Genomic DNA, 18,634 nt, shown 5'->3' with positions numbered 1-18,634 from the left:
CTAACTCCCAACTCCCAATGGTAATTAGAGGCAAAAGTGTAATCCAGATGTCATGAGAGATTGGTGGAAGCAATGGCTGATAAACCTAGGATGGTCACAGTCCTTGCTACTTGGGACTCTGGATATTGTGTTAGTGCTAGCGCTGACGTACATGATACTAGTTATTATTAGTGAGCGCCGGACACTGTGGATGGTGAGGGGATTCATTATCTTAATGCTAGCCTCAGCACTAAGTGGCAGATTAGGACTACCTCTGCTAAATTTTGTATTGGAAAAGTTGGTAATTGGTTGTGCTGTAGCGATGGCAGTTGCTTTACAGTCAGAGTTTCGGCGGTTTTTGGAGCAATTGGGGCGTGGTGAATTTCGCCAGTTGTTTCAACCCGATCGGCTGGCAATCCCCAAATCTGATAGTGTAATTGATGAAATTGTTGAGGCTGTTAAAGAATTGTCAAAAAACCGCATTGGAGCTTTACTAATTGTGGAAACCACAGGGCCAATTGATGAGCGAGATTTTTCTGTGCCAGGAGTAAAGCTAAATGCGGAGGTTTCTAAAGAACTAATCCAGACAATTTTTCAGCCAAAAACTTTGTTACACGATGGGGCTACATTGATTCGTGGCTCACGGATCATCTCATCGGGTATAATTTTGCCACTTTCGGGACGCACAGCCTCGCGCCAGTTGGGAACACGCCACCGGGCGGCAATGGGAATTACTGAGCGGGTCGAAAATTGCATTTGTGTCGTTGTGTCTGAAGAAACGGGTTCTATTTCCTTAGCGGAACGGGGAACCCTAAATAGACCCCTGACGATTAGGAAGCTGAAAGAGTCATTAGACGCTCTTTTGTCCCCAATCGTGGATAGAGAAGCTGTAGCTCCTAGTCTGTTGAGTTTTGTTCGTCAGATAGGTGGGAAGACACTAGCACTGGTTTCACGTTTACTCAGATTACCATCGACCGCTTCTCGAGATAAAAAATGACAGCACAACAAACTAAACTGCAAGATTTGCCTACTGACTTAAAACGAGAACTATTGCCGCAGCACGTTGCGGTGATTATGGATGGGAATGGTCGATGGGCTAAACGTCAGGGTTTACCTCGGATTATGGGACATAAGCGAGGAGTAGATTCTCTCAAGGATTTACTTCGCTGTTGTCAGGATTGGGGAATTCAGGCGCTGACGGCTTATGCTTTCTCGACAGAGAACTGGAAAAGGCCGCAGGAAGAGGTGGATTTCTTGATGACTCTGTTTCAAAGAGTTTTGCGCCAAGAGCTGCGGGAAATGGTCGAAGAGAATGTGCAAATTAAGTTTGTGGGAAATTTGCAGGCTCTCCCGCGATCGCTCCAACAAGAAATATCCCGTTCAATGGAAGCAACCAAGGATAATGGTGGTATCCGGTTTTCGGTAGCAACTAATTATGGCGGACGACAGGAGATATTACAAGCTTGTCAGGCGATCGCAAAACAAGTCCAGCAAGGTTTGCTACAACCCGATGAAATTAATGAGCAGGTATTTGAGAGCCACTTGTACACAGCCGGAATTACTGACCCAGATTTGTTAATCCGCACCAGTGGAGAAATGCGCCTCTCAAATTTCCTGCTCTGGCAAATGGCTTATGGAGAAATTTATATTACTGATGCTCTCTGGCCCGATTTTGACCGGGCTGAGTTTCATCGCGCCTTATGTGTCTACCAGCAACGCGAACGGCGATTTGGGAAAGTATAAAATAGTGCAGTCGCCACTTCTGTAGGATGCGTTAGCGAAGCTACAAGATTGGCTAACGCCCTCAAAGAATGAGCGATGCCTGCGGCGGTAAACTACGCATTTTGGTAGAATCAAGCGGTTCAGTATTTGTTTAGATATCGTTATGCCAGAGGTTGCACGGTTCTATGGAATTGTGATTAAAGTGTTCTTTGGCGATCACCCTCCACCTCATTTTCATGCAATCTATGGCGAGTGGAATGCGTTAGTCAGCATTGAATCACTTGAAACCATTGAAGGAGATTTGCCAAATCGCGCACAAAAGCTAGTCCAAGAGTGGGCAACTTTATACCAGCAATAACTGTTACAAATGTGGAATACCCAGGAGTTTCGTAAGCTACCTCCTTTGAAGTAAATTTAGTTAGGAGCAGCTATGTTGTATCCCCGGATTCATCAAGCCAAAGCAATGGATGATACTACTTTAGTGATTGAATTTACCAATCAAGAGGTGAAAAAATACGATGTTCGTCATCTATTAGATACTCCAATGTTTTCTCCACTTCGACAACCTGCTTTTTTTAAGAACTTTAAAGTCGAGCCAGGGGGTTATGGGATTGTGTGGAATGAGGAGATTGATCTTAGCGAGTATGAGCTTTGGAAGAATGGTACGTCCTTGATGGAGAGTGAAGACAAGCCTAGCGATCGCAAACAGCCGTCATAGTGCGATCGCTCTCGCCTCTGACTTTTTTTTTGGCACTCTCGTAGGATGCGTTAGCGAAGCTACAAGATTGGCGATCGCACTACAATTTAATAAACTCAATGATGGCTATTGATATGGTATCGATTCCTATCACCCTGGAACAACTCATTACGGCTGTGCAACAGTTGCAACCAGACGAACGGGTACAGGATTGCCAGAGCGTTGGTTTTAGTGGATTTACGTTCAGATTTGAGGGCTTTAATTCAAGAACTTTATACTCAACCCTCGGTTGATGACATTACAGACGATAATATCATGGCTGAAATTAAGGCTGTGCGCCAGCAATCTCACCAAACATGACGGTCTGGGGATGATGATTTACGTGCTGATGATGAGTTGAGGGCGCTAATGGCAACTTATGGCATCCGATTGCTGGGTGTTCATTCTTTTTTGAACGTGATTGGGGCTTGATTTCCGTACCTTTTAACGGTGAACTGGACTCAGCACTTCATTATTTATGGCCCAGAAAACACCGCTTGTTCTATATCATCCCGACTCAGAGAATATTTAAATGAACGTTGGATATCTTGTCCATTTTCCCCAGATTGGACATATCGCACTACGATTTGCTCAACATCAAGCCATAGTTCAGCTTTCCAACTAGGGCGCTGTATATGCCAGCAATGCCTCTGTGTGTCGTCTTGTTGACAGCCTTGGTTTTTTAGCCACTGTTCAATTTGTGGCAGAGGATGATTATATAAGGGGGTATCAGAGGGAAGAAGAGGCATAGGAATTTTGGATTTTGGATTAGGAAATTTTCTAGTTTTTAATTACTATAGGGGTAATTAGTTGCAATACATGGGTAATCTGCTGTTGTACAGATGGAGTTGGCTGTGGCAAAGGCGAATGGATCGCAGCCTCACCACGAGTTAAGCCAATGGCAACTGCTAGTAGCAGACAACCTACAAATGTTAACACCAGCATAAATAAAGCAAAGATTTCGCCAGATGAGAGGGGGCGATCGCTAGGATCGAGGTAAGCTGATTTTGACCAGTCATGACGCGAGCCGGGATGGTTCAAGTCAGGAGGTGGTTGAATCACCGCAAACCGAGAATAGCCAATTTTTAAATCGTAGCTTAAGCGGCCTTCTGGATGGCTAAGGGTAGCATAGGCTTCGTTGATTTGCTGAAATTTGGGAGTGGCGATCGCAGTAGGCAAGTCTGTAGTATCAGGATGATAGCGTTTGCTCAGTTGCCTATAAGCACGACGAATGTCGATTACCGATGCCGAGGGATGCAGTCCTAGCAGGGAGTAATAAGTTGGTTTACTGCTTTGTGGCATTGCCGCGTTTTGATTCACAGCTGTTTGAGTCACCTTGCTCAAAGATATTTTTTATATTCTATGAAAAGCTAGTTCCTTAAGCCAGTAAATCAGCACGGGGTTTAAAGGTTTCGATTTGCCGTAACTTTTCGTAGAGTTCCCGTTCTTCTTGAGTAATATTTTTTGGGGTAACTATTTGAATTTCTACTAATTGATCGCCACGTTTGCCATCATCGCTGGGGTAGCCTTTATTCCCTAGTCGGAATTTTTGACCAGACCTAACTCCTTGAGGGATGGTCATTTTTACAGGGCCGTCCAAAGTTGGTGCTTCTACCTGTCCTCCTAAAACTGCCTCTGTGGGAGTAACTGGTACTTGGCAGAGGATATTTAAACCATCTAGCTTAAATAATGGATGAGGATTAACGGTAATTTTTAAGTATAAATCGCCACCTCCAACGCCTTGGTTTCGCAAACGGATGGTTTGACCTGTGACCATACCTGGGGGCATACTAACTTCTAGCGATCGCCCATCTTCCAAACGAATGCGTTCATTACCACCTTGATAAGCTTTTTCTAGTGGAAGCGTTAATCTGGCTTCTATATCTCGACGGGTAGTCCGAGGTGCGGTGCTAACTGTATAGGCAACTTTTGTTCTGGGGGAACGAAATGGATCGCTAGTATTGCCATTATTGGAGTTAGTTGTCCCACTCTTATTTTTGACGCCGATAACTTGATTAATAAAGCTTTCAAAATCAGAGAATTGGCTTGGATCTACGTCTTGATTACTGTTGCGATCGCCTTGGCTACTCTGCCAAGTTTTAGCCTTTGGCGTCTTAGTGTTACCCGCAAAGCCTTTTTGCTTCCAGTAGCGGCTAAACTGGTCGTATTGCGATCGCTTGGCTAAGTCTGAAAGGACTTCATAAGCCTCGCCGATATCCTTAAATTTTTCCTCAGATTCTTTGTTACCCGGATTGAGATCGGGGTGATATTGCCTTGCTAAACGCCGATAAACTTTTTTAATTTCCTCACCAGAGGCGTCTTTAGATACTCCTAAAATCTCGTAGTAATCGCGGAAATTGGGCAAATTTTGCATAGTTCAGTTATTTAAATTTTATATTTTAGATTAATTAAAAGAGAAGATTTAGGAGTTAGGAGTTGAAAGATTTAATTTTTAATTCCTCACTCCTCACTTCTGACTCCTAACTTTTATTAAAAGTATTACAACCAATCATTGTCTTCTTCATCATCCCAGTTATCTTGGTAGCTGGGACGCGATTTGCGTGGCGGACGGCTGTCATAGGAGGAACGACTATCTCGGCTATAGTCTCTGCCATAGTCTTTACCGTAATCTTTACCGTAATCTCTGCCATAGTCCTTACTGTATGAATCGCGTTCTCGATATGTATCTCTGGGAGATTCGCGTTCTTTATCTTTATCACCAGTAAAGATGTCACGGATTGTACCAAACAAGTCGTCATCTTCATCTTCGGCATAAGTTTCTCTGACTTCCCGATTTAGCTCATAGAGAGCATCTTGCAAATCGGCGTAGGCTTGGTCAATACCGCGATCGCTATTTTCCTTAAGACTCTCTTTTAAGTCTCGGCAAATATTATCAATTCTTTGGCGGCGGTTTCGGGCAAACTGCATACCAAATTCCAGTGCTACTTCTCTAAGCTGTCGTTCTGCTTGGAAAACCAATGCCTCAGAACGAGTCCGCTTTTCTACTCTTTCTTTACGTTCGCGATCGACATCGGCGTATTTCTCAGCATCCTGAATCATTCGATTCACTTCCGACTCATTCAACGTGGAAGCGCCTTGAATGGTGATACTCTGTTCTCGCCCAGTGGTTTTATCTAGGGCTGTTACCTGTAAAATTCCGTTAGCATCAATATCAAATGACACTTGAACTTGAGGAATTCCTCGTGGCGCTGGGGGAATGCCATACAGCTTGAAACGTCCTAAAGACTTGTTGTTTGCTGCCATTTCCCGTTCGCCCTGGACTACGTGAATTTCCACAGTATTCTGGTTATTTTCAGACGTGGAAAAAATGTCAGAACGACGGACTGGGATAGTAGTATTGCGGGGAATGAGTTTTTTCATTACGCCGCCGATAGTTTCCAATCCCATAGAAAGGGGTGTGACATCCAAAAGCAGCACATCTTTGAGTTCGCCTGCGAGAATTCCGGCTTGAATTGCTGCACCCACTCCCACTACTTCATCAGGGTTGACGTTTTCGTTAGGTTCTATGCCAATTAAGTCCCGTACTAGCTGCTTCACCATTGGCATCCGTGTAGAACCGCCGACTAACACCACTTCTTCAATGTCTCTGGATGAGAGTCCGGCATCTTTGAGGGCGCGTTTCACTGGTGTCCGCAATCGCCCCACCAAATCACCACACAAGCTTTCAAATTGAGAACGCGTTAGACGAGTTTCGAGATGTTTGGGGCCTTCTTGATCGGCAGCAATAAAAGGTAAGTTAATTTCGGTGACGCTGACAGCAGAAAGCTCAATTTTGGCTTTTTCTGCCGCTTCCATCAGGCGTTGTAAAGATTGTCTCTCGCGTCTTAAATCTACCCCTTCGACTTCCAAAAATTGCTCTGCTAACCAATCTACTATTACTTTGTCAAAGTCGTTACCACCAAGTTGCGTATCTCCACTGGTAGCTTTAACTTCAAATATTCCATCGCCTACTTCTAAAATTGACACGTCAAAAGTACCACCACCCAAGTCAAATACTAAGATAGTTTCCGTGTCACCTCGATCTAATCCGTAAGCCAAAGATGCAGCAGTTGGTTCATTGAGAATCCGCAGCACCTCCAAACCGGCAATTCTGCCAGCATCGCGGGTTGCTTGCCGTTGAGAATCATTAAAATAAGCGGGTACTGTAATCACTGCCCCTGTTACCGGTTCACCCAAATAGCGACTAGCATCGTCTGCCAATTTCTTCAGCACCATTGCCGAAATTTCTTCTGGGGCGAAATCTTTATTAAGACGGGGACAGGCAATTTTAATATTGCCTACTTCGTCTTTGCGGATGGTGTAAGGTACACGCTTGGAATCTGGATTAAGTTCGGCATATTTGCGCCCAATGAAGCGTTTCACCGCAAAAAAGGTATTTTGTGGATTGAGGACGGTTTGTCGCCGTGCCATTTGCCCAACCACCCTTTCGCCTTCTTTGCTGAAGCCAACTACGGAGGGGGTTGTTCGCATTCCTTCTGCATTGGCAATCACCACCGGCTTGCCACCCTCCATAACGGCGACTACTGAGTTGGTTGTACCCAAGTCGATGCCGACTACCTTGCCCATGCGTTACTCTTCTCCTAAAGTATCTTATATATTTATTATGATTGGGCGGAACTACCTCTAGCTTTGTGCTATTGGATGAAAACACTTCAATGGTATAATAGTCATCATTAAGGCGATAAGCTAAGAAGTGCAGCTAGAGCAGATAGTTGCAAGACTAGGATAGCATTGACGATGATTGGTGTGTCCAAGCAGCTTCAATTCTTGTTATCCAGGTTATTCTATGCACTGTATCTGCAAGTTTCTAAATGCACCTTAATAATACTTGTTTTGCAACTTTTGAGTGCCTGAAAAGCTTAATATTGCGACTATTTTAAACATTTGAATTTAACAGAGCGATTACAAACTTCCCTAACTGCGATCGCACGAGAACGCGATCCTTACATGGCAACGGCTGGGCATTTTTTTGTCCAAGAATACGTCCGCCAGCAATTCTCCCAATGGGGGAGTGTGGAAATCCACACCTTTGAAGTCAGGGGTAAACCTTGTAAGAACTTGATATTAAATTTACCTTCCCAAGGCAGACAACAAAAAAAAAATTTGCCGCCGATTTTAATTGGCGCTCATTATGATGGCGTTCCAGGAACAGTAGCGGCTGATGATAATGCCACAGGTGTGGCAGTGTTGCTGGAATTAGCCAGAAAGTTTGCTGCCCAACCGATAAGATATCCCTTAAGGCTAGTTGCTTTCGATATGGAAGAATACGGCTTGCTGGGTAGTGCTGATTATGCAGCCCTGTTGCACGAACAAAAGCAACAGCTACGGTTAATGATCTCCCTAGAAATGCTGGGTTATACCGATTCTACACCTGGTTCGCAAAACTACCCCCCTCCTCTGGAACGCTTCTACCCAGACAGAGGCGATTTTATTGCTTTAATTGGCAATTTGCGAACATTGCCTGATTTAATTGGCATGAGCCGGAATATTCGCAAAGCTGGCGTACCTAGTCAATGGCTACCTGTGCCGAATCGAGGTTTAATAGTTCCCCAAACCAGACTTAGCGATCATGCACCTTTTTGGGATTTGGGTTATCCGGCAATGATGGTAACAGATACGGCATTCTTGCGAAATCCCCATTATCACAAACCTAGTGATGCGATCGCTACTTTAGATTTAGATTTTCTTCGCGGTGTATGTGAAGGGTTGGAAATTGCAATTCGGCGCTTGTGAAAATATTAGACATGTCCAAAAATTAAATATGCATTATCCAAAACCCTTGTCTTGACGTAGCAGTGCTACGTCTCTACGTTCTTTTTGACTAGATGCCCAATCCAGTTGTTACCAATTACCACTTTGTGACTATGAGGATTGTACAAATTGACACGAAACAATGAGGCTAATGAATGCCAAGATCAAAAAAAGGATGCCCTAAGGATATTAAAAGTACTATGCCAGAATTACACCAATCAATTGCCCAGCATTACCACGAACGGACTAAATACAACCCTGAGACTCTCGCCTCTAAAAATCACGAGTTAGACTGGGCTAAACAGCCAGTGCCTTTCAAAGAGTACAAAATTGGCTCTACTTTTGATCTCAAACCCTATATCCAAGAAAAAACAGAGGGATTTGCTAATAACCCAGATGCTCAATGGTGGCAAAGACTTTCGCGCCTGTTGTTTCGTAGCTATGGATTGACGGCGAGAATGCCTTCTATGGGTAGCGCGGTGTATTTACGTGCTGCTCCCAGTGCAGGGGGATTGTACCCGGCTGAGGTGTATGTGGTTTCCCGTGGCACGGCGTTATTGCCACCCGGACTATATAATTACCAGTGTCGGACTCATTCTCTCATGCATTATTGGGAAAGTGATGTTTGGCAAAATCTGCAATCGGCTTGTTTCTGGCATCCTTCTCTAGAAAATACCCAACTAGCAATTATTGTGACTGCGGTTTTCTATCGTTCTGCTTGGCGATATGAAGATCGGGCTTATCGGCGGATTTTTCTAGATACGGGACACCTGTTGGGTAATATCGAGTTAGCTGGTGCGATTACTGATTATCGCCCCCACTTAATCGGCGGTTTTGTGGATGAATCGGTAAACGATCTGCTTTATATCGATCCGCAACAAGAAGGTGCGATCGCTGTCTTACCTCTAGCAGATTTGTTAGATATCAATCAAAATTTACCATTGGGATGTACTGCTTTACCTTCGGCTACCGAAACCAGTTATCCCGAAATTCCCGATGGTGAATTGCTGACGTATTTCCATCGACACACCCAGATCCAATCAGGTGTAACTGGCAATCTCAATCTACCAACTATCAAACAAGAAAAATCTTTGGAGGATAAATATAACTTTCCTTTCTGTTTGAAAATTCCCACCAACACTGCGCCGATAAACTGGGGACAAAAGCTGTCAGAATTGGAAACCACTATGTATAAGCGACGCTCTACCCGCGCTTATAATGGTGATGATTTAACTTTCGATGAATTAAAAGGTTTACTCGATTTCACTTACCAACCCCGAAATTACATCGACCAAAGTTTAGATATTTCTCCAGATTACTTTGATTTGAATTTAATAGAAACATTTATTGCTGTTTCCGGAGTCAAAGGATTGGAGGCAGGTTGTTATTATTACGCACCCAAAGCCCAAGAATTACGCCAAATTCGCTTTAAAAACTTTCGGCGAGAGTTACATTTTCTCTGTTTGGGGCAAGAATTAGGGCGGGATGCAGCAGCAGTGTTGTTTCATACAGCCGATTTGAAAGCTGCGATCGCCCAATATGGCGATCGCGTTTACCGTTACTTACATCTGGATGCTGGCCATTTAGGACAACGCTTGAATTTAGCAGCCATCCATCTGAATGTAGGTGTAAGTGGTATCGGTGGTTTCTTTGATGACCAAGTAAATGAAGTTTTGGGTATCCCTGCTGATGAAGCTGTTCTATATATCACTACTTTGGGACGCCCAAGATAAAAATAATCCTACAGGCGCAAAGAATGCAGAGAGTTTTTTTCTGTGTTCTTTGCGTATATGTACAAGTTATCTTTACTTAGTGTAAACTATCAAACATACTTTACACCGTCAGATTCCTATGAAGATTGAACCAACATATACTTATTTCAAAAGTGTTTTTGAATACATATTCTTGGTTGATATTTCTAAATATTAAAAAGAGTAGATGTTGCTCTCAAGGTTTTTTATCGAGAAATTAAGTAGGTAGACGTAATTAAATATAAGAAAAAACCTCACCCTCAATCCCTCTCTGTGAGTTCGGAGAGAAAAGCCGGAGGCAGGGTGAGGTTTTATATTTAATTTGACCAACTTACTTAAAATCGCAAATTTAATAGCTCACAAAATTCGCATATTTTACAAAAAATTAATTATGTTTTCAGCTTTAAGCAAATTAAATCTGATATTTAACAAAACTTTTTTCACATAACCACTAATGCTATTTCCAGAAAATGAAAGCCAACGGCGAGAAGTACTTAATCAATATCAAATTTTAGATACGCCACCAGAAGCAATTTTTGATGAATTAGCTCAACTAGCTGCTAACTTTTGTGAAACACCAATCGCTCTTATTAGCCTAGTTGATGCAGAACGGGAATGGTTCAAGTCAAAAATCGGGTTAACTATATCAGAAGTTCCTCGAAGCATTTCCTTTGGTAGCTATACTATCTTACAAAATCAAATATTAATCATCCCAGACGCGTTGTCAGATGAACGGTTTGCTACAAATCCCCAAGTAATATCAAATCATTATTTCCGCTTTTATGCAGGTGTTGCTCTAATTACCTCCAACGGCTTTGCATTAGGTAGTCTTTGTGTAATTGATTTTGCACCACGAAATTTGACTGTTAAAGAGCAAGTAGCATTACAACAGTTGGCGGGGCAAGTAATGAGATATTTAGATTTACATCGGCAAAAAGTTATTGATGATAGCCAAGACATCACAGAACGTAAGCGAACTGAACTGGTTCTCAAAGCCCAAGCCGAGCGGGAGCAATTAATGCGAGCCCTTGCTCTACGGATTCGTCAATCATTGAATCTCCAAGATATTTTAAATGCAACAGTTCAAGAAGTGCGAAATTTACTTAGGGTTGATCGAGTGGTAGTTTATCAGTTTAACCCAGAGATGAGCAGCACGATTGTGGCGGAATCGGTGAAACCTGGATGGACTGTTTCTTTGGGCATCCAGATTCATGATACGTGTTTTCAAGCAGGCCCAGGAGTGGAGTATTATCAAAGACGCAAAAGAGCGATCGCTAATATTTATGAAGCCGGATTAAGTGATTGCTATATTCGCTTATTAGAACAGTTTGAAGTCAAAGCAAATTTAGTCGTACCCATTTTACTAGAAGTAAGTTTTCAAAACCCAGGTTCTCAGCTTTGGGGTTTACTGATTGCTCACCAATGCTCTGGTTTTTACCAGTGGGAAGAAAATCAATTAGATTTGCTCGATCAACTGACAGTCCAATTAGCGATCGCAATTCAACAATCCAGCATCCTTGAGCAAGCTAAAATTGAACTTATTCAAAGACAAAATGCTCAAGTAAAGCTAAAAAATGCCCTAGCTGAAAAAGAAGTTCTATTAAAGGAAGTGCATCATCGAGTTAAAAATAATTTGCAAATTGTCTCTAGTTTATTACAACTCCAGTCTCAAACACTCAAAGACCCAGAAGCCATCAAAGTTCTTCGAGAAAGTCAAAATCGAATTGAGTCAATATCTTTAATTCATAAAAATTTATACATTTCTGCTAACATTGAACAAATTGATGTTGGTAACTATATCGATAATTTGGCAGCAAGCTTGCTAATTTCTTACCAAATATGGCCGGGTAAAATTGGTCTAGAAACTGATATAGATTCAGTAATTTTGAATGTTGACCAAGCTATTGCTTGTGGATTAGTTATTAACGAATTAATCTCCAATGCCCTTAAACACGCTTTTCCCAACCAACAAGCAGGCACAATCAGTATTGCTTTACGTAATGTTGGTAATAGTATCGAGATGACTATCCGAGATAATGGAATTGGTTTACCAGATAATTTAGATTGGACAACTACTGATTCTTTGGGACTATCGTTAGTATATGACTTGGTTATAGAACAACTCGAAGGCGACATTACTATAGAACGCAATCATGGAACAGTATTTAAGATTAAATTCACGCAGTTAACTTTGCATTAGTAAATATCAAATGGCCCAAGCTAGGATTTTAGTCGTTGAAGATGAAGTGATTGTGGCTAGAACTATTGCCAGCCAACTCAGACAACTAGGATACATTGTTACGGGTACAGCTTCATCTGGAAAAGTTGCCATTGCCAAGGCATGGGAAACTCAACCAGAGCTAGTATTAATGGATATTATTCTTAAAGGTGAAATGGACGGTATTGCTACTGCCAGTCTTATTCGTGAGCAGTTAGACGTTCCTATAATTTTTTTAACCGCTTATGGTGACGATCATACTTTAGAAAGAGCCAAAATTACCCAACCTTTCGGATATATCGTTAAACCCTTTACTATAAGAGATTTAAAAATAGCGATCGAAATTGGTCTTCTAAAACACCAATTAGAGCGTGAACTACGAGAGAATCGAGATCAGTTAGCAACGCTTTTAAACTCAATGAGTGATGCTGTAATCGCTACAGATGACCAGGGAATAATCACATTCATGAATCCCGCAGCTGAGGCGTTGACTGGCTGGGAGCAAAAAGATGCTTTAGGAAATGAGGCGGCGAAAATTTTTCATATTGTCGATGAAGTTACAGGGACTACATTAGAAAACCCAGTCACAAAAGTGCTGCGAGATCAACAGGTTGTTTATTTAGGGGAATTCACATCTCTGATTACAAGAGAGGGCAAAAGAGTTCCAATTGGTGATAGTGCTTCACCACTAAAGCCACGACTTAATCAGATAAATGGTGTAGTAGTTGTTTTTTGGGATCTTAGCGAACGACACCAAACAAAATTGCTAGAGCAAGCATTAAAGAAAGAGCAAGAACTTAATCGTCTCAAGTCCTTATTTATCTCTACCGTATCTCATGAGTTCCGTAATCCCCTGACTGTTATTCAAACAGCAGTAGAACTCATAGAAATGCAAGGAGCGAATTTGACAGATGCGAAAAGAGGCATTTATTTAAAGCGAATTCAAGGTGCTGTGCAATCTCTAGAAAAACTGATGGAAGAAGTGTTGTTTATGGGTCGAGCAGAAGCAGAAAAACTCGTATGCAACCCTGCTAAACTTAACTTAGAAAAATTCTGTCGAGAGTTAATCGAAGATTTTTCTATTGTTGAAAGTAGCCTGTATGAAATTGTTTTTACCTGTCAGAGCGATCGCACCGACGCTGTAATGGATGAAGGACTCTTGCATTACCTGTTTGAAAATCTTCTCTCAAACGCGGTTAAATATTCCCCGACAGGTGGCAAGATTCAGTTTGATTTAATCTGCAACCCGATTGAGAAAGTAGCAATTTTTTATATTCAAGACCAAGGTATAGGGATTCCCGAACCAGACCAAGCGCGACTTTTTGAGTCATTCTACCGAGCCTCAAATGTCCAATCAATTCACGGTACTGGATTGGGGTTAGTAATCGTTAAAAGGTGCGTTGATGCCCATAGAGGTGAAATCAGCGTCACAAGTCAAGTTGGAGTCGGTACTACATTTACAGTAATTTTGCCCTTAAATTCGGAATTACCCTTGACTGAAGCTAAGTAGCTAGACAAGATAAAACCAAACTATGTAACGAAAAGTAAAATCTTTGTATTTGGCTCGTAGTTGCGCTGTCTTCGCTTTAACGCAACTACGAGCCAGTGATGATTATTTTCGCCCACTTACTTAATGAATGATAAGTAGGTAGACAAGATAAAACCAAACTATGTAACGAAAAGTAAAATCTCTGTATTTGGCTCGTAGTTGCGCTGTCTTCGCTTTAACGCAACTACAAGCCAGTGATGATTATTTGCGCCCACTTACTTAGCATTTAAAACTCGCTTTTTTAATTAACCCACATCCCGATTTTTGGCATTAAGAACTTGGGTTTGGTAGTGCCGCCATTTTGCCTGCTGACGCGCTTTTTTCTCCTCGGTAAGGCTATCAAAACAATAGGGACAGGAGATACCTTGTTCATACTTTGGAGATACCTTATCTGACTCAGAAATCGCATATCCACAACAGAAGCACCGCTCAGAACTTCCTTCCTCCAACCCATGACTGACAGCTATGCGATCGTCAAAGACAAAACATTCCCCTTCCCATAAACTTTCCTGGGCTGGAACTTCCTCTAAATACTTGAGAATGCCGCCCTTGAGATGATAAACTTCTGCAAAGCCTTGGGCAAGCATGAAGGATGAGGCTTTTTCACAGCGAATGCCACCCGTACAAAACAGAGCAACCTTTTTGTGTTTAGTTGGGTCAAGGTGGCGTAGCACATAATCAGGGAATTCCCGGAATGAGCCAGTTTGGGGATTTTCTGCTCTTTGGAAAGTACCGATATTCACCTCATAATCATTGCGGGTGTCAATCACTGTTACTTCTGGATCGCAAATCAAATCATTCCATTCCTGAGGACTGACATAAGTGCCAACTTGTTCACTTGGGTCAATTTCAGGCAATCCCAAAGTAACAATTTCAGGCTTCAACCGCACCTTCATTCGCTCAAAGGGCGGGGTTTCGGTATAGGACTCTTTGTATTCTAGGTCTGCTAGACGAGGGTCAGTACGCAAAAACCAAAGAACAGAATCAATCGCCTGACGCGAACCCGCAATTGTACCGTTAATGCCTTCTTGTGCAAGTAAAATTGTCCCTTTGACACCCTGCGTTTGGCAGTAAGACAGCAAGGGATCTCGCTTCTCGGCAAAATCTGGCAACTTGACAAATTTATACAGTGCTGCAACAACTTGGATATTTTCTGGCTTCATCCCTTTGGTAGTGGAACAATCTAAGTTAGAATAACTTCGAGAATTAAACTTACCTACTATTTTAACTTTATGGGAGTTTAGCTCAGTTGGTAGAGCGCCTGCTTTGCAAGCAGGATGTCAGCGTTTCGAGTCCGCTAATCTCCATTGGATATAATTTATCTTAATTTGCGATGCCTGCGGCGGGTTACGCCTATGCATATACAATTTCAATCAAAAGCCCATTTTTTAATATGGAATGGGCTTATTTTCCTTGGTAGGCAAAGAGTTAGGAAAGAGGAAAATTAGTATTGCATTTAATTGTCCCTATCCAAAGCCGTATTTATACCAATTCACGAAAATCCTGATAGATATCGATTTCTTGTAGGGGTCAGGCATTGCCTGTCCTCTAAGTAAGTGGGTCAAATTAAATATAAAACCTCACGCTCAATCCGGCTTACCTCTCCAAAGCATCAAAGAGTGATTGAGAGTGAGGTTTGATCTTATATTTAATTATGCCTACTTACTTATAATAAACGTCTATAGCAGTACTATTTGATTCGGGAAAAATATAAAATTTGAAAACGAACCGCAAAGTACGCTAAGAGCGCAAAGGAAGAAAGAAGAAAGAAGAAAGAGATATATAATTTTCACAAATGATTTAGGATTGCTATATAGGTTGGCATCATCCAGAGCGAGTTAATCAAAGTTTGGGATCTATCTACTTAGGAGGTTGTTTGAAAAAGCGTCCATTCGGGTTAGTGGCAATTGTTTTCTACAAATCATTTGCTGCCTTGCTGCTTATGGTTACTTCGATCACTTTATTATTGACATTAAAAAATTATCAAACTCTAGAGGTGTTTTCAGACAACTATGCTTTAGAAGGTAAATCGATAATTATTGATTGGCTTTTAAATAAAGTTCTCAATTTAAATCCTCGAACCTTGGCATTTAGCGGTATTGGAACAGGAGTCTATGCTATTGTTACTGGTATTGAAGCCGTTGGCTTATGGTACCAAAAGCGTTGGGCGCATGTCTTGGTGTTGGGACTTGTCGGTATCAGTATTCCGCCAGAGATTTATGAATTAATTCGGGGGATTTCTCCGGTAAAAATATTGGTTTTTTTGTTAAACTTGGGAGTGTTTGGCTATTTATTCCAAAATTTTCCTAAACATCGAAAATAATTTTTATCAAATAAGTGGCTTGCGGCACACAGACTTCTCTTGGGGTTTACGCAAAACCAAGACCCCACGTTGTACAATCGCTATAAATACAATCTGGAGAGCCACTTGCCTAGATCGATTCAGTCTACTCAACCACCATTAAAATTCATTCCCCAACGGTTGAACTCGCTGGTACTCCAGATTGTTCGGTGGTTGCTGCCGATCGCACTACGGTTTCGCACTCGTCCTTGGCTAACGGCTGGTATTGTGCGTGTTGAAGCCAAGAATGTTGAAGTATTAGCTGAACTTTATCAGCAATTTCAGGCTGGAAAAATTCGCTTTTTGCTGGCATTTCGTCACCCAGAGGTAGAAGATCCTCTTTGTATGCTGTATTTACTTTCCCGCATTGTGCCACAGGTTGCTCGTCAGAAAGGTATTACACTGCGATCGCTTGTTCACAGCTATTTTCTCTACGATCGCGGGATGACAGTTTGGGCTGGAAAGTGGCTGGGTTGGTTGTTTTCTCGGATAGGAGGTGTACCGGTTCATCGGGGTAGGCGACTAGATCGCCAAGCTATTCAAACTGCACGGGAGTTGTTTGCTAATGGCGAACTACCGATCGCAGTGGCACCCGAAGGCGGTACTAATGGTCATAGTGGTATTGTTAGCCCCTTGGAACCTGGTGTTGCTCAAATGGGGTTCTGGTGTGTAGAAGACTTGCAAAAAGCCAATCGGACTGAGACTGTAATCATTGTACCGATCGCTATCCAGTATCGCTACGTTGAGCCACCTTGGTCTAAACTGGATTGGCTCCTCAGTAAGTTAGAAGCTGATAGTGGCTTGAAAGTTTTGGAAATTGAGCAAGGCGAAGGCGAAGAGATTTACTATCAACGCCTCTGGAGGTTGGCTGAATATCTGATTACCGAGATGGAAGAGTTTTATCGTCGCTTCTATCATCAAGATATCCCAAAAACCATCTCAACTGATGAATCTGCTAGTCCTAATCAGGTGTTGATTGCTCGACTGCATCGGTTACTGGATAAGGCTTTACAAGTTGCTGAACAATATTTTGGAGTTCAAGCGCAGGGAAATTCCATCGATCGCTGTCGTCGCTTAGAAGAGGCTGGCTGGAATTACATTTATCGGGAAGATTTGCCAGATATCGACGCTTTACCACCCTTTAAACGCGGTTTGGCAGACTGGATTGCCCAAGAAGCAGACTTGCGAATGCGACACATGCGGATAGTGGAAAGTTTTGTTGCAGTCACAGCTACTTATATTCAGGAACAACCGACGGCAGAACGGTTTGCAGAAACAGCTTTGCTTGTATTCGATATGCTTTCTAGAATTCAGGATACAACACTTCCGGGGCGACCTCGCTTAGGTTTGCGAGAGACACAAATCACTGTAGGGGAGCCAATTTCAGTAACCGAACGCTGGAAAAATTGCCAGGGCGATCGCTTGGCGGCTAGACAAGGTGTGAGCGATTTGACGAAAGATTTACAAATCGCTTTAGAGAAGATGATTGGATAACGAAAATTATAAGATTTTTTAGCTCAATAGACATCGCCAGAAATTAAATATGCGTAACCTGAAACCCTTGTAGAGACGCGAAATTTCTCGTCTCTACATTCATTGTCGGAGATGTCTATTTGCCCTGACTCAAGGGTAATATAGCGGTTCCCAGTTGAGTGAGGTACAAGAACCCCACCCCCAACCCCTAAGAGCAAGCGATGAAGGGGCTATGATGTACCTCATGCGATCAGGAAACGCTATATCTGCTGCTTAAGATTTGTAAAGCAGAGAATTTCTATCTCCGATCGCTACAAAATATTAACTCGCGGCTAAATTGCCCCAACCGACATAGGGTAATTTTGCAGCCGTTACCCGAACTTGGTCAGCATTGGCGACCAACTGACCGCAAGCGTCCCAGGTTCCAGAAATAAATGTGCTTCTTGTGCCTTCACCGATCGCAACTGGGGCGGTGTAATCACCAATTTGCACTTGCAAGGTTTCCAGATTTACTGTCACGGCGGCTTGGGGATTGACAGCGACTAAATCTTGTAGTTGTTTAACACTAACAGCATCGGCTGTCACACAAGGTATGCCCATTGCCACACAGTTACCGAAAAAGATTTCGGCAAAGCTTTCACCGATTAAAGCTTCGATTCCCCATTTTGCGATCGCTTGGGGTGCATGTTCCCGTGATGAACCACAGCCAAAATTTCTATTGACTATTAAAATATTCGCCCCTTGATATTGGGGTTGGTCAAAGGCATGTTCACCTTTAAGTGCTGTCCGGTCATCAATAAATGCGCCTTCACCTAATCCATCAAAGGTAACGGCTTTCAAATATCGCGCCGGAATGATGCGATCGGTATCTATATCATTGCCCACTAAGGGTATACCACGCCCTGAAACTGTTTTTACTTCACTCACCATAAACTTTATTTACCTATCATTTCACTGACAGCCGATTAATTTCTACAAATGACCAATGACAAATGACAAATGACCAATGACCAATGACCAATGACCAATGACCAATGACCAATGACCAATGACCAATGACCAATGACCAATGACCAATGACCAATGACCAATG

General features: G+C 42.4%; 18 protein-coding genes and 1 tRNA gene. 13 read left to right on the top strand and 6 right to left on the bottom strand.

Annotated elements, in window-relative coordinates:
• The first annotated feature begins 52 nt into the window (after positions 1 to 52).
• From cdaA to V7K32_RS28440, 6 genes are all read left to right on the top strand, one after another.
• The gene (gene cdaA / locus V7K32_RS28465; protein WP_334998271.1) at positions 53 to 976 is read left to right on the top strand and encodes a diadenylate cyclase CdaA; all 924 of its coding nucleotides are present in this window, start codon (positions 53 to 55) and stop codon (positions 974 to 976) included.
• Entirely contained in the window at positions 973 to 1,722 is a 750-nt protein-coding gene (locus tag V7K32_RS28460; protein WP_334998269.1) for an isoprenyl transferase, read from the top strand. The genes cdaA and V7K32_RS28460 overlap by 4 nt, the downstream gene beginning before the upstream one ends.
• Before the next feature lie 142 nt (positions 1,723 to 1,864).
• The gene (locus V7K32_RS28455) at positions 1,865 to 2,059 is read left to right on the top strand and encodes a DUF4160 domain-containing protein (RefSeq protein ID WP_334998267.1); all 195 of its coding nucleotides are present in this window, start codon (positions 1,865 to 1,867) and stop codon (positions 2,057 to 2,059) included.
• Positions 2,060 to 2,131: 72 nt separating this feature from the next.
• Complete coding sequence (locus V7K32_RS28450; RefSeq protein WP_334998265.1) at positions 2,132 to 2,419, top strand: DUF2442 domain-containing protein; 288 nt, start codon at positions 2,132 to 2,134, stop codon at positions 2,417 to 2,419.
• Positions 2,382 to 2,531, top strand: coding sequence for a hypothetical protein (locus tag V7K32_RS28445; RefSeq protein ID WP_334998263.1), 150 nt, complete (start codon positions 2,382 to 2,384; stop codon positions 2,529 to 2,531). Before V7K32_RS28450 ends, V7K32_RS28445 begins: the two co-directional genes overlap by 38 nt.
• 98 nt (positions 2,532 to 2,629) lie before the next feature.
• A complete protein-coding gene (locus tag V7K32_RS28440; protein WP_334998261.1) occupies positions 2,630 to 2,758 on the top strand; it encodes a hypothetical protein in 129 nt (42 codons plus the stop codon).
• Between the two features lie 155 nt (positions 2,759 to 2,913).
• Here the strand turns inward: V7K32_RS28440 and V7K32_RS28435 are convergent, their stop codons facing one another.
• From V7K32_RS28435 to dnaK, 4 genes are all read right to left on the bottom strand, one after another.
• Entirely contained in the window at positions 2,914 to 3,186 is a 273-nt protein-coding gene (locus V7K32_RS28435; RefSeq protein ID WP_334998259.1) for a DUF3143 domain-containing protein, read from the bottom strand.
• A gap of 31 nt (positions 3,187 to 3,217) precedes the next feature.
• Positions 3,218 to 3,739, bottom strand: coding sequence for a J domain-containing protein (locus V7K32_RS28430; RefSeq protein ID WP_334998300.1), 522 nt, complete (start codon positions 3,737 to 3,739; stop codon positions 3,218 to 3,220).
• A gap of 76 nt (positions 3,740 to 3,815) precedes the next feature.
• On the bottom strand, positions 3,816 to 4,811 hold the full coding sequence (locus V7K32_RS28425) for a J domain-containing protein (protein ID WP_334998257.1): 996 nt from the start codon (positions 4,809 to 4,811) through the stop codon (positions 3,816 to 3,818).
• A gap of 125 nt (positions 4,812 to 4,936) precedes the next feature.
• A complete protein-coding gene (gene dnaK / locus V7K32_RS28420; protein ID WP_334998255.1) occupies positions 4,937 to 7,024 on the bottom strand; it encodes a molecular chaperone DnaK in 2,088 nt (695 codons plus the stop codon).
• A 318-nt stretch (positions 7,025 to 7,342) separates the two neighbouring features.
• Here dnaK and V7K32_RS28415 point away from each other — a divergent pair, with 318 nt between their 5' ends.
• From V7K32_RS28415 to V7K32_RS28400, 4 genes are all read left to right on the top strand, one after another.
• Positions 7,343 to 8,191, top strand: coding sequence for a M28 family peptidase (locus V7K32_RS28415; RefSeq protein WP_334998253.1), 849 nt, complete (start codon positions 7,343 to 7,345; stop codon positions 8,189 to 8,191).
• A gap of 218 nt (positions 8,192 to 8,409) precedes the next feature.
• Positions 8,410 to 9,942 (top strand): SagB/ThcOx family dehydrogenase, encoded by a 1,533-nt coding sequence (locus V7K32_RS28410; RefSeq protein ID WP_334998298.1) that lies wholly within the window; start codon positions 8,410 to 8,412, stop codon positions 9,940 to 9,942.
• Between the two features lie 472 nt (positions 9,943 to 10,414).
• Positions 10,415 to 12,160 carry a GAF domain-containing protein gene (locus V7K32_RS28405; protein ID WP_334998251.1) on the top strand — a complete coding sequence of 582 codons (1,746 nt, stop codon included), beginning with the start codon at positions 10,415 to 10,417 and terminating at the stop codon, positions 12,158 to 12,160.
• A 10-nt stretch (positions 12,161 to 12,170) separates the two neighbouring features.
• On the top strand, positions 12,171 to 13,688 hold the full coding sequence (locus V7K32_RS28400) for a hybrid sensor histidine kinase/response regulator (protein ID WP_334998249.1): 1,518 nt from the start codon (positions 12,171 to 12,173) through the stop codon (positions 13,686 to 13,688).
• Between the two features lie 284 nt (positions 13,689 to 13,972).
• Here the strand turns inward: V7K32_RS28400 and trhO are convergent, their stop codons facing one another.
• A complete protein-coding gene (trhO, locus tag V7K32_RS28395; protein ID WP_334998247.1) occupies positions 13,973 to 14,890 on the bottom strand; it encodes an oxygen-dependent tRNA uridine(34) hydroxylase TrhO in 918 nt (305 codons plus the stop codon).
• 71 nt (positions 14,891 to 14,961) lie between these two features.
• Between trhO and V7K32_RS28390 the strand changes: the two genes are divergently transcribed.
• The 3 genes from V7K32_RS28390 (at position 14,962) to V7K32_RS28380 (ending at position 17,562) form a co-directional block, all read left to right on the top strand.
• Positions 14,962 to 15,034: transfer RNA gene (locus V7K32_RS28390), tRNA-Ala, on the top strand.
• A 569-nt stretch (positions 15,035 to 15,603) separates the two neighbouring features.
• Positions 15,604 to 16,050 carry a DUF2127 domain-containing protein gene (locus V7K32_RS28385; protein ID WP_334998245.1) on the top strand — a complete coding sequence of 149 codons (447 nt, stop codon included), beginning with the start codon at positions 15,604 to 15,606 and terminating at the stop codon, positions 16,048 to 16,050.
• A gap of 105 nt (positions 16,051 to 16,155) precedes the next feature.
• The gene (locus V7K32_RS28380) at positions 16,156 to 17,562 is read left to right on the top strand and encodes a lysophospholipid acyltransferase family protein (protein ID WP_334998243.1); all 1,407 of its coding nucleotides are present in this window, start codon (positions 16,156 to 16,158) and stop codon (positions 17,560 to 17,562) included.
• A gap of 300 nt (positions 17,563 to 17,862) precedes the next feature.
• Here V7K32_RS28380 and leuD read toward each other — a convergent pair whose 3' ends face one another.
• Complete coding sequence (leuD, locus tag V7K32_RS28375) at positions 17,863 to 18,471, bottom strand: 3-isopropylmalate dehydratase small subunit (RefSeq protein ID WP_334998241.1); 609 nt, start codon at positions 18,469 to 18,471, stop codon at positions 17,863 to 17,865.
• Between the last annotated feature and the right edge of the window lie 163 nt (positions 18,472 to 18,634).

Origin of the sequence: Nostoc sp., from assembly GCF_036917635.1 — a bacterium.
GTDB lineage: Bacteria > Cyanobacteriota > Cyanobacteriia > Cyanobacteriales > Nostocaceae > Nostoc.
This window is presented reverse-complemented; position numbering and strand designations above follow the sequence as displayed.

Coding starts and splice junctions, on each gene's coding strand:
- cdaA (WP_334998271.1), top strand. CDS start 53: ATGAGAGATTGGTGGAAGCAATGGCTGATAAACCTAGGATGGTCACAG.
- V7K32_RS28460 (WP_334998269.1), top strand. CDS start 973: ATGACAGCACAACAAACTAAACTGCAAGATTTGCCTACTGACTTAAAA.
- V7K32_RS28455 (WP_334998267.1), top strand. CDS start 1,865: ATGCCAGAGGTTGCACGGTTCTATGGAATTGTGATTAAAGTGTTCTTT.
- V7K32_RS28450 (WP_334998265.1), top strand. CDS start 2,132: ATGTTGTATCCCCGGATTCATCAAGCCAAAGCAATGGATGATACTACT.
- V7K32_RS28435 (WP_334998259.1), bottom strand. CDS start 3,186: ATGCCTCTTCTTCCCTCTGATACCCCCTTATATAATCATCCTCTGCCA.
- V7K32_RS28430 (WP_334998300.1), bottom strand. CDS start 3,739: ATGCCACAAAGCAGTAAACCAACTTATTACTCCCTGCTAGGACTGCAT.
- V7K32_RS28425 (WP_334998257.1), bottom strand. CDS start 4,811: ATGCAAAATTTGCCCAATTTCCGCGATTACTACGAGATTTTAGGAGTA.
- dnaK (WP_334998255.1), bottom strand. CDS start 7,024: ATGGGCAAGGTAGTCGGCATCGACTTGGGTACAACCAACTCAGTAGTC.
- V7K32_RS28410 (WP_334998298.1), top strand. CDS start 8,410: ATGCCAGAATTACACCAATCAATTGCCCAGCATTACCACGAACGGACT.
- V7K32_RS28405 (WP_334998251.1), top strand. CDS start 10,415: ATGCTATTTCCAGAAAATGAAAGCCAACGGCGAGAAGTACTTAATCAA.
- V7K32_RS28400 (WP_334998249.1), top strand. CDS start 12,171: ATGGCCCAAGCTAGGATTTTAGTCGTTGAAGATGAAGTGATTGTGGCT.
- trhO (WP_334998247.1), bottom strand. CDS start 14,890: ATGAAGCCAGAAAATATCCAAGTTGTTGCAGCACTGTATAAATTTGTC.
- leuD (WP_334998241.1), bottom strand. CDS start 18,471: ATGGTGAGTGAAGTAAAAACAGTTTCAGGGCGTGGTATACCCTTAGTG.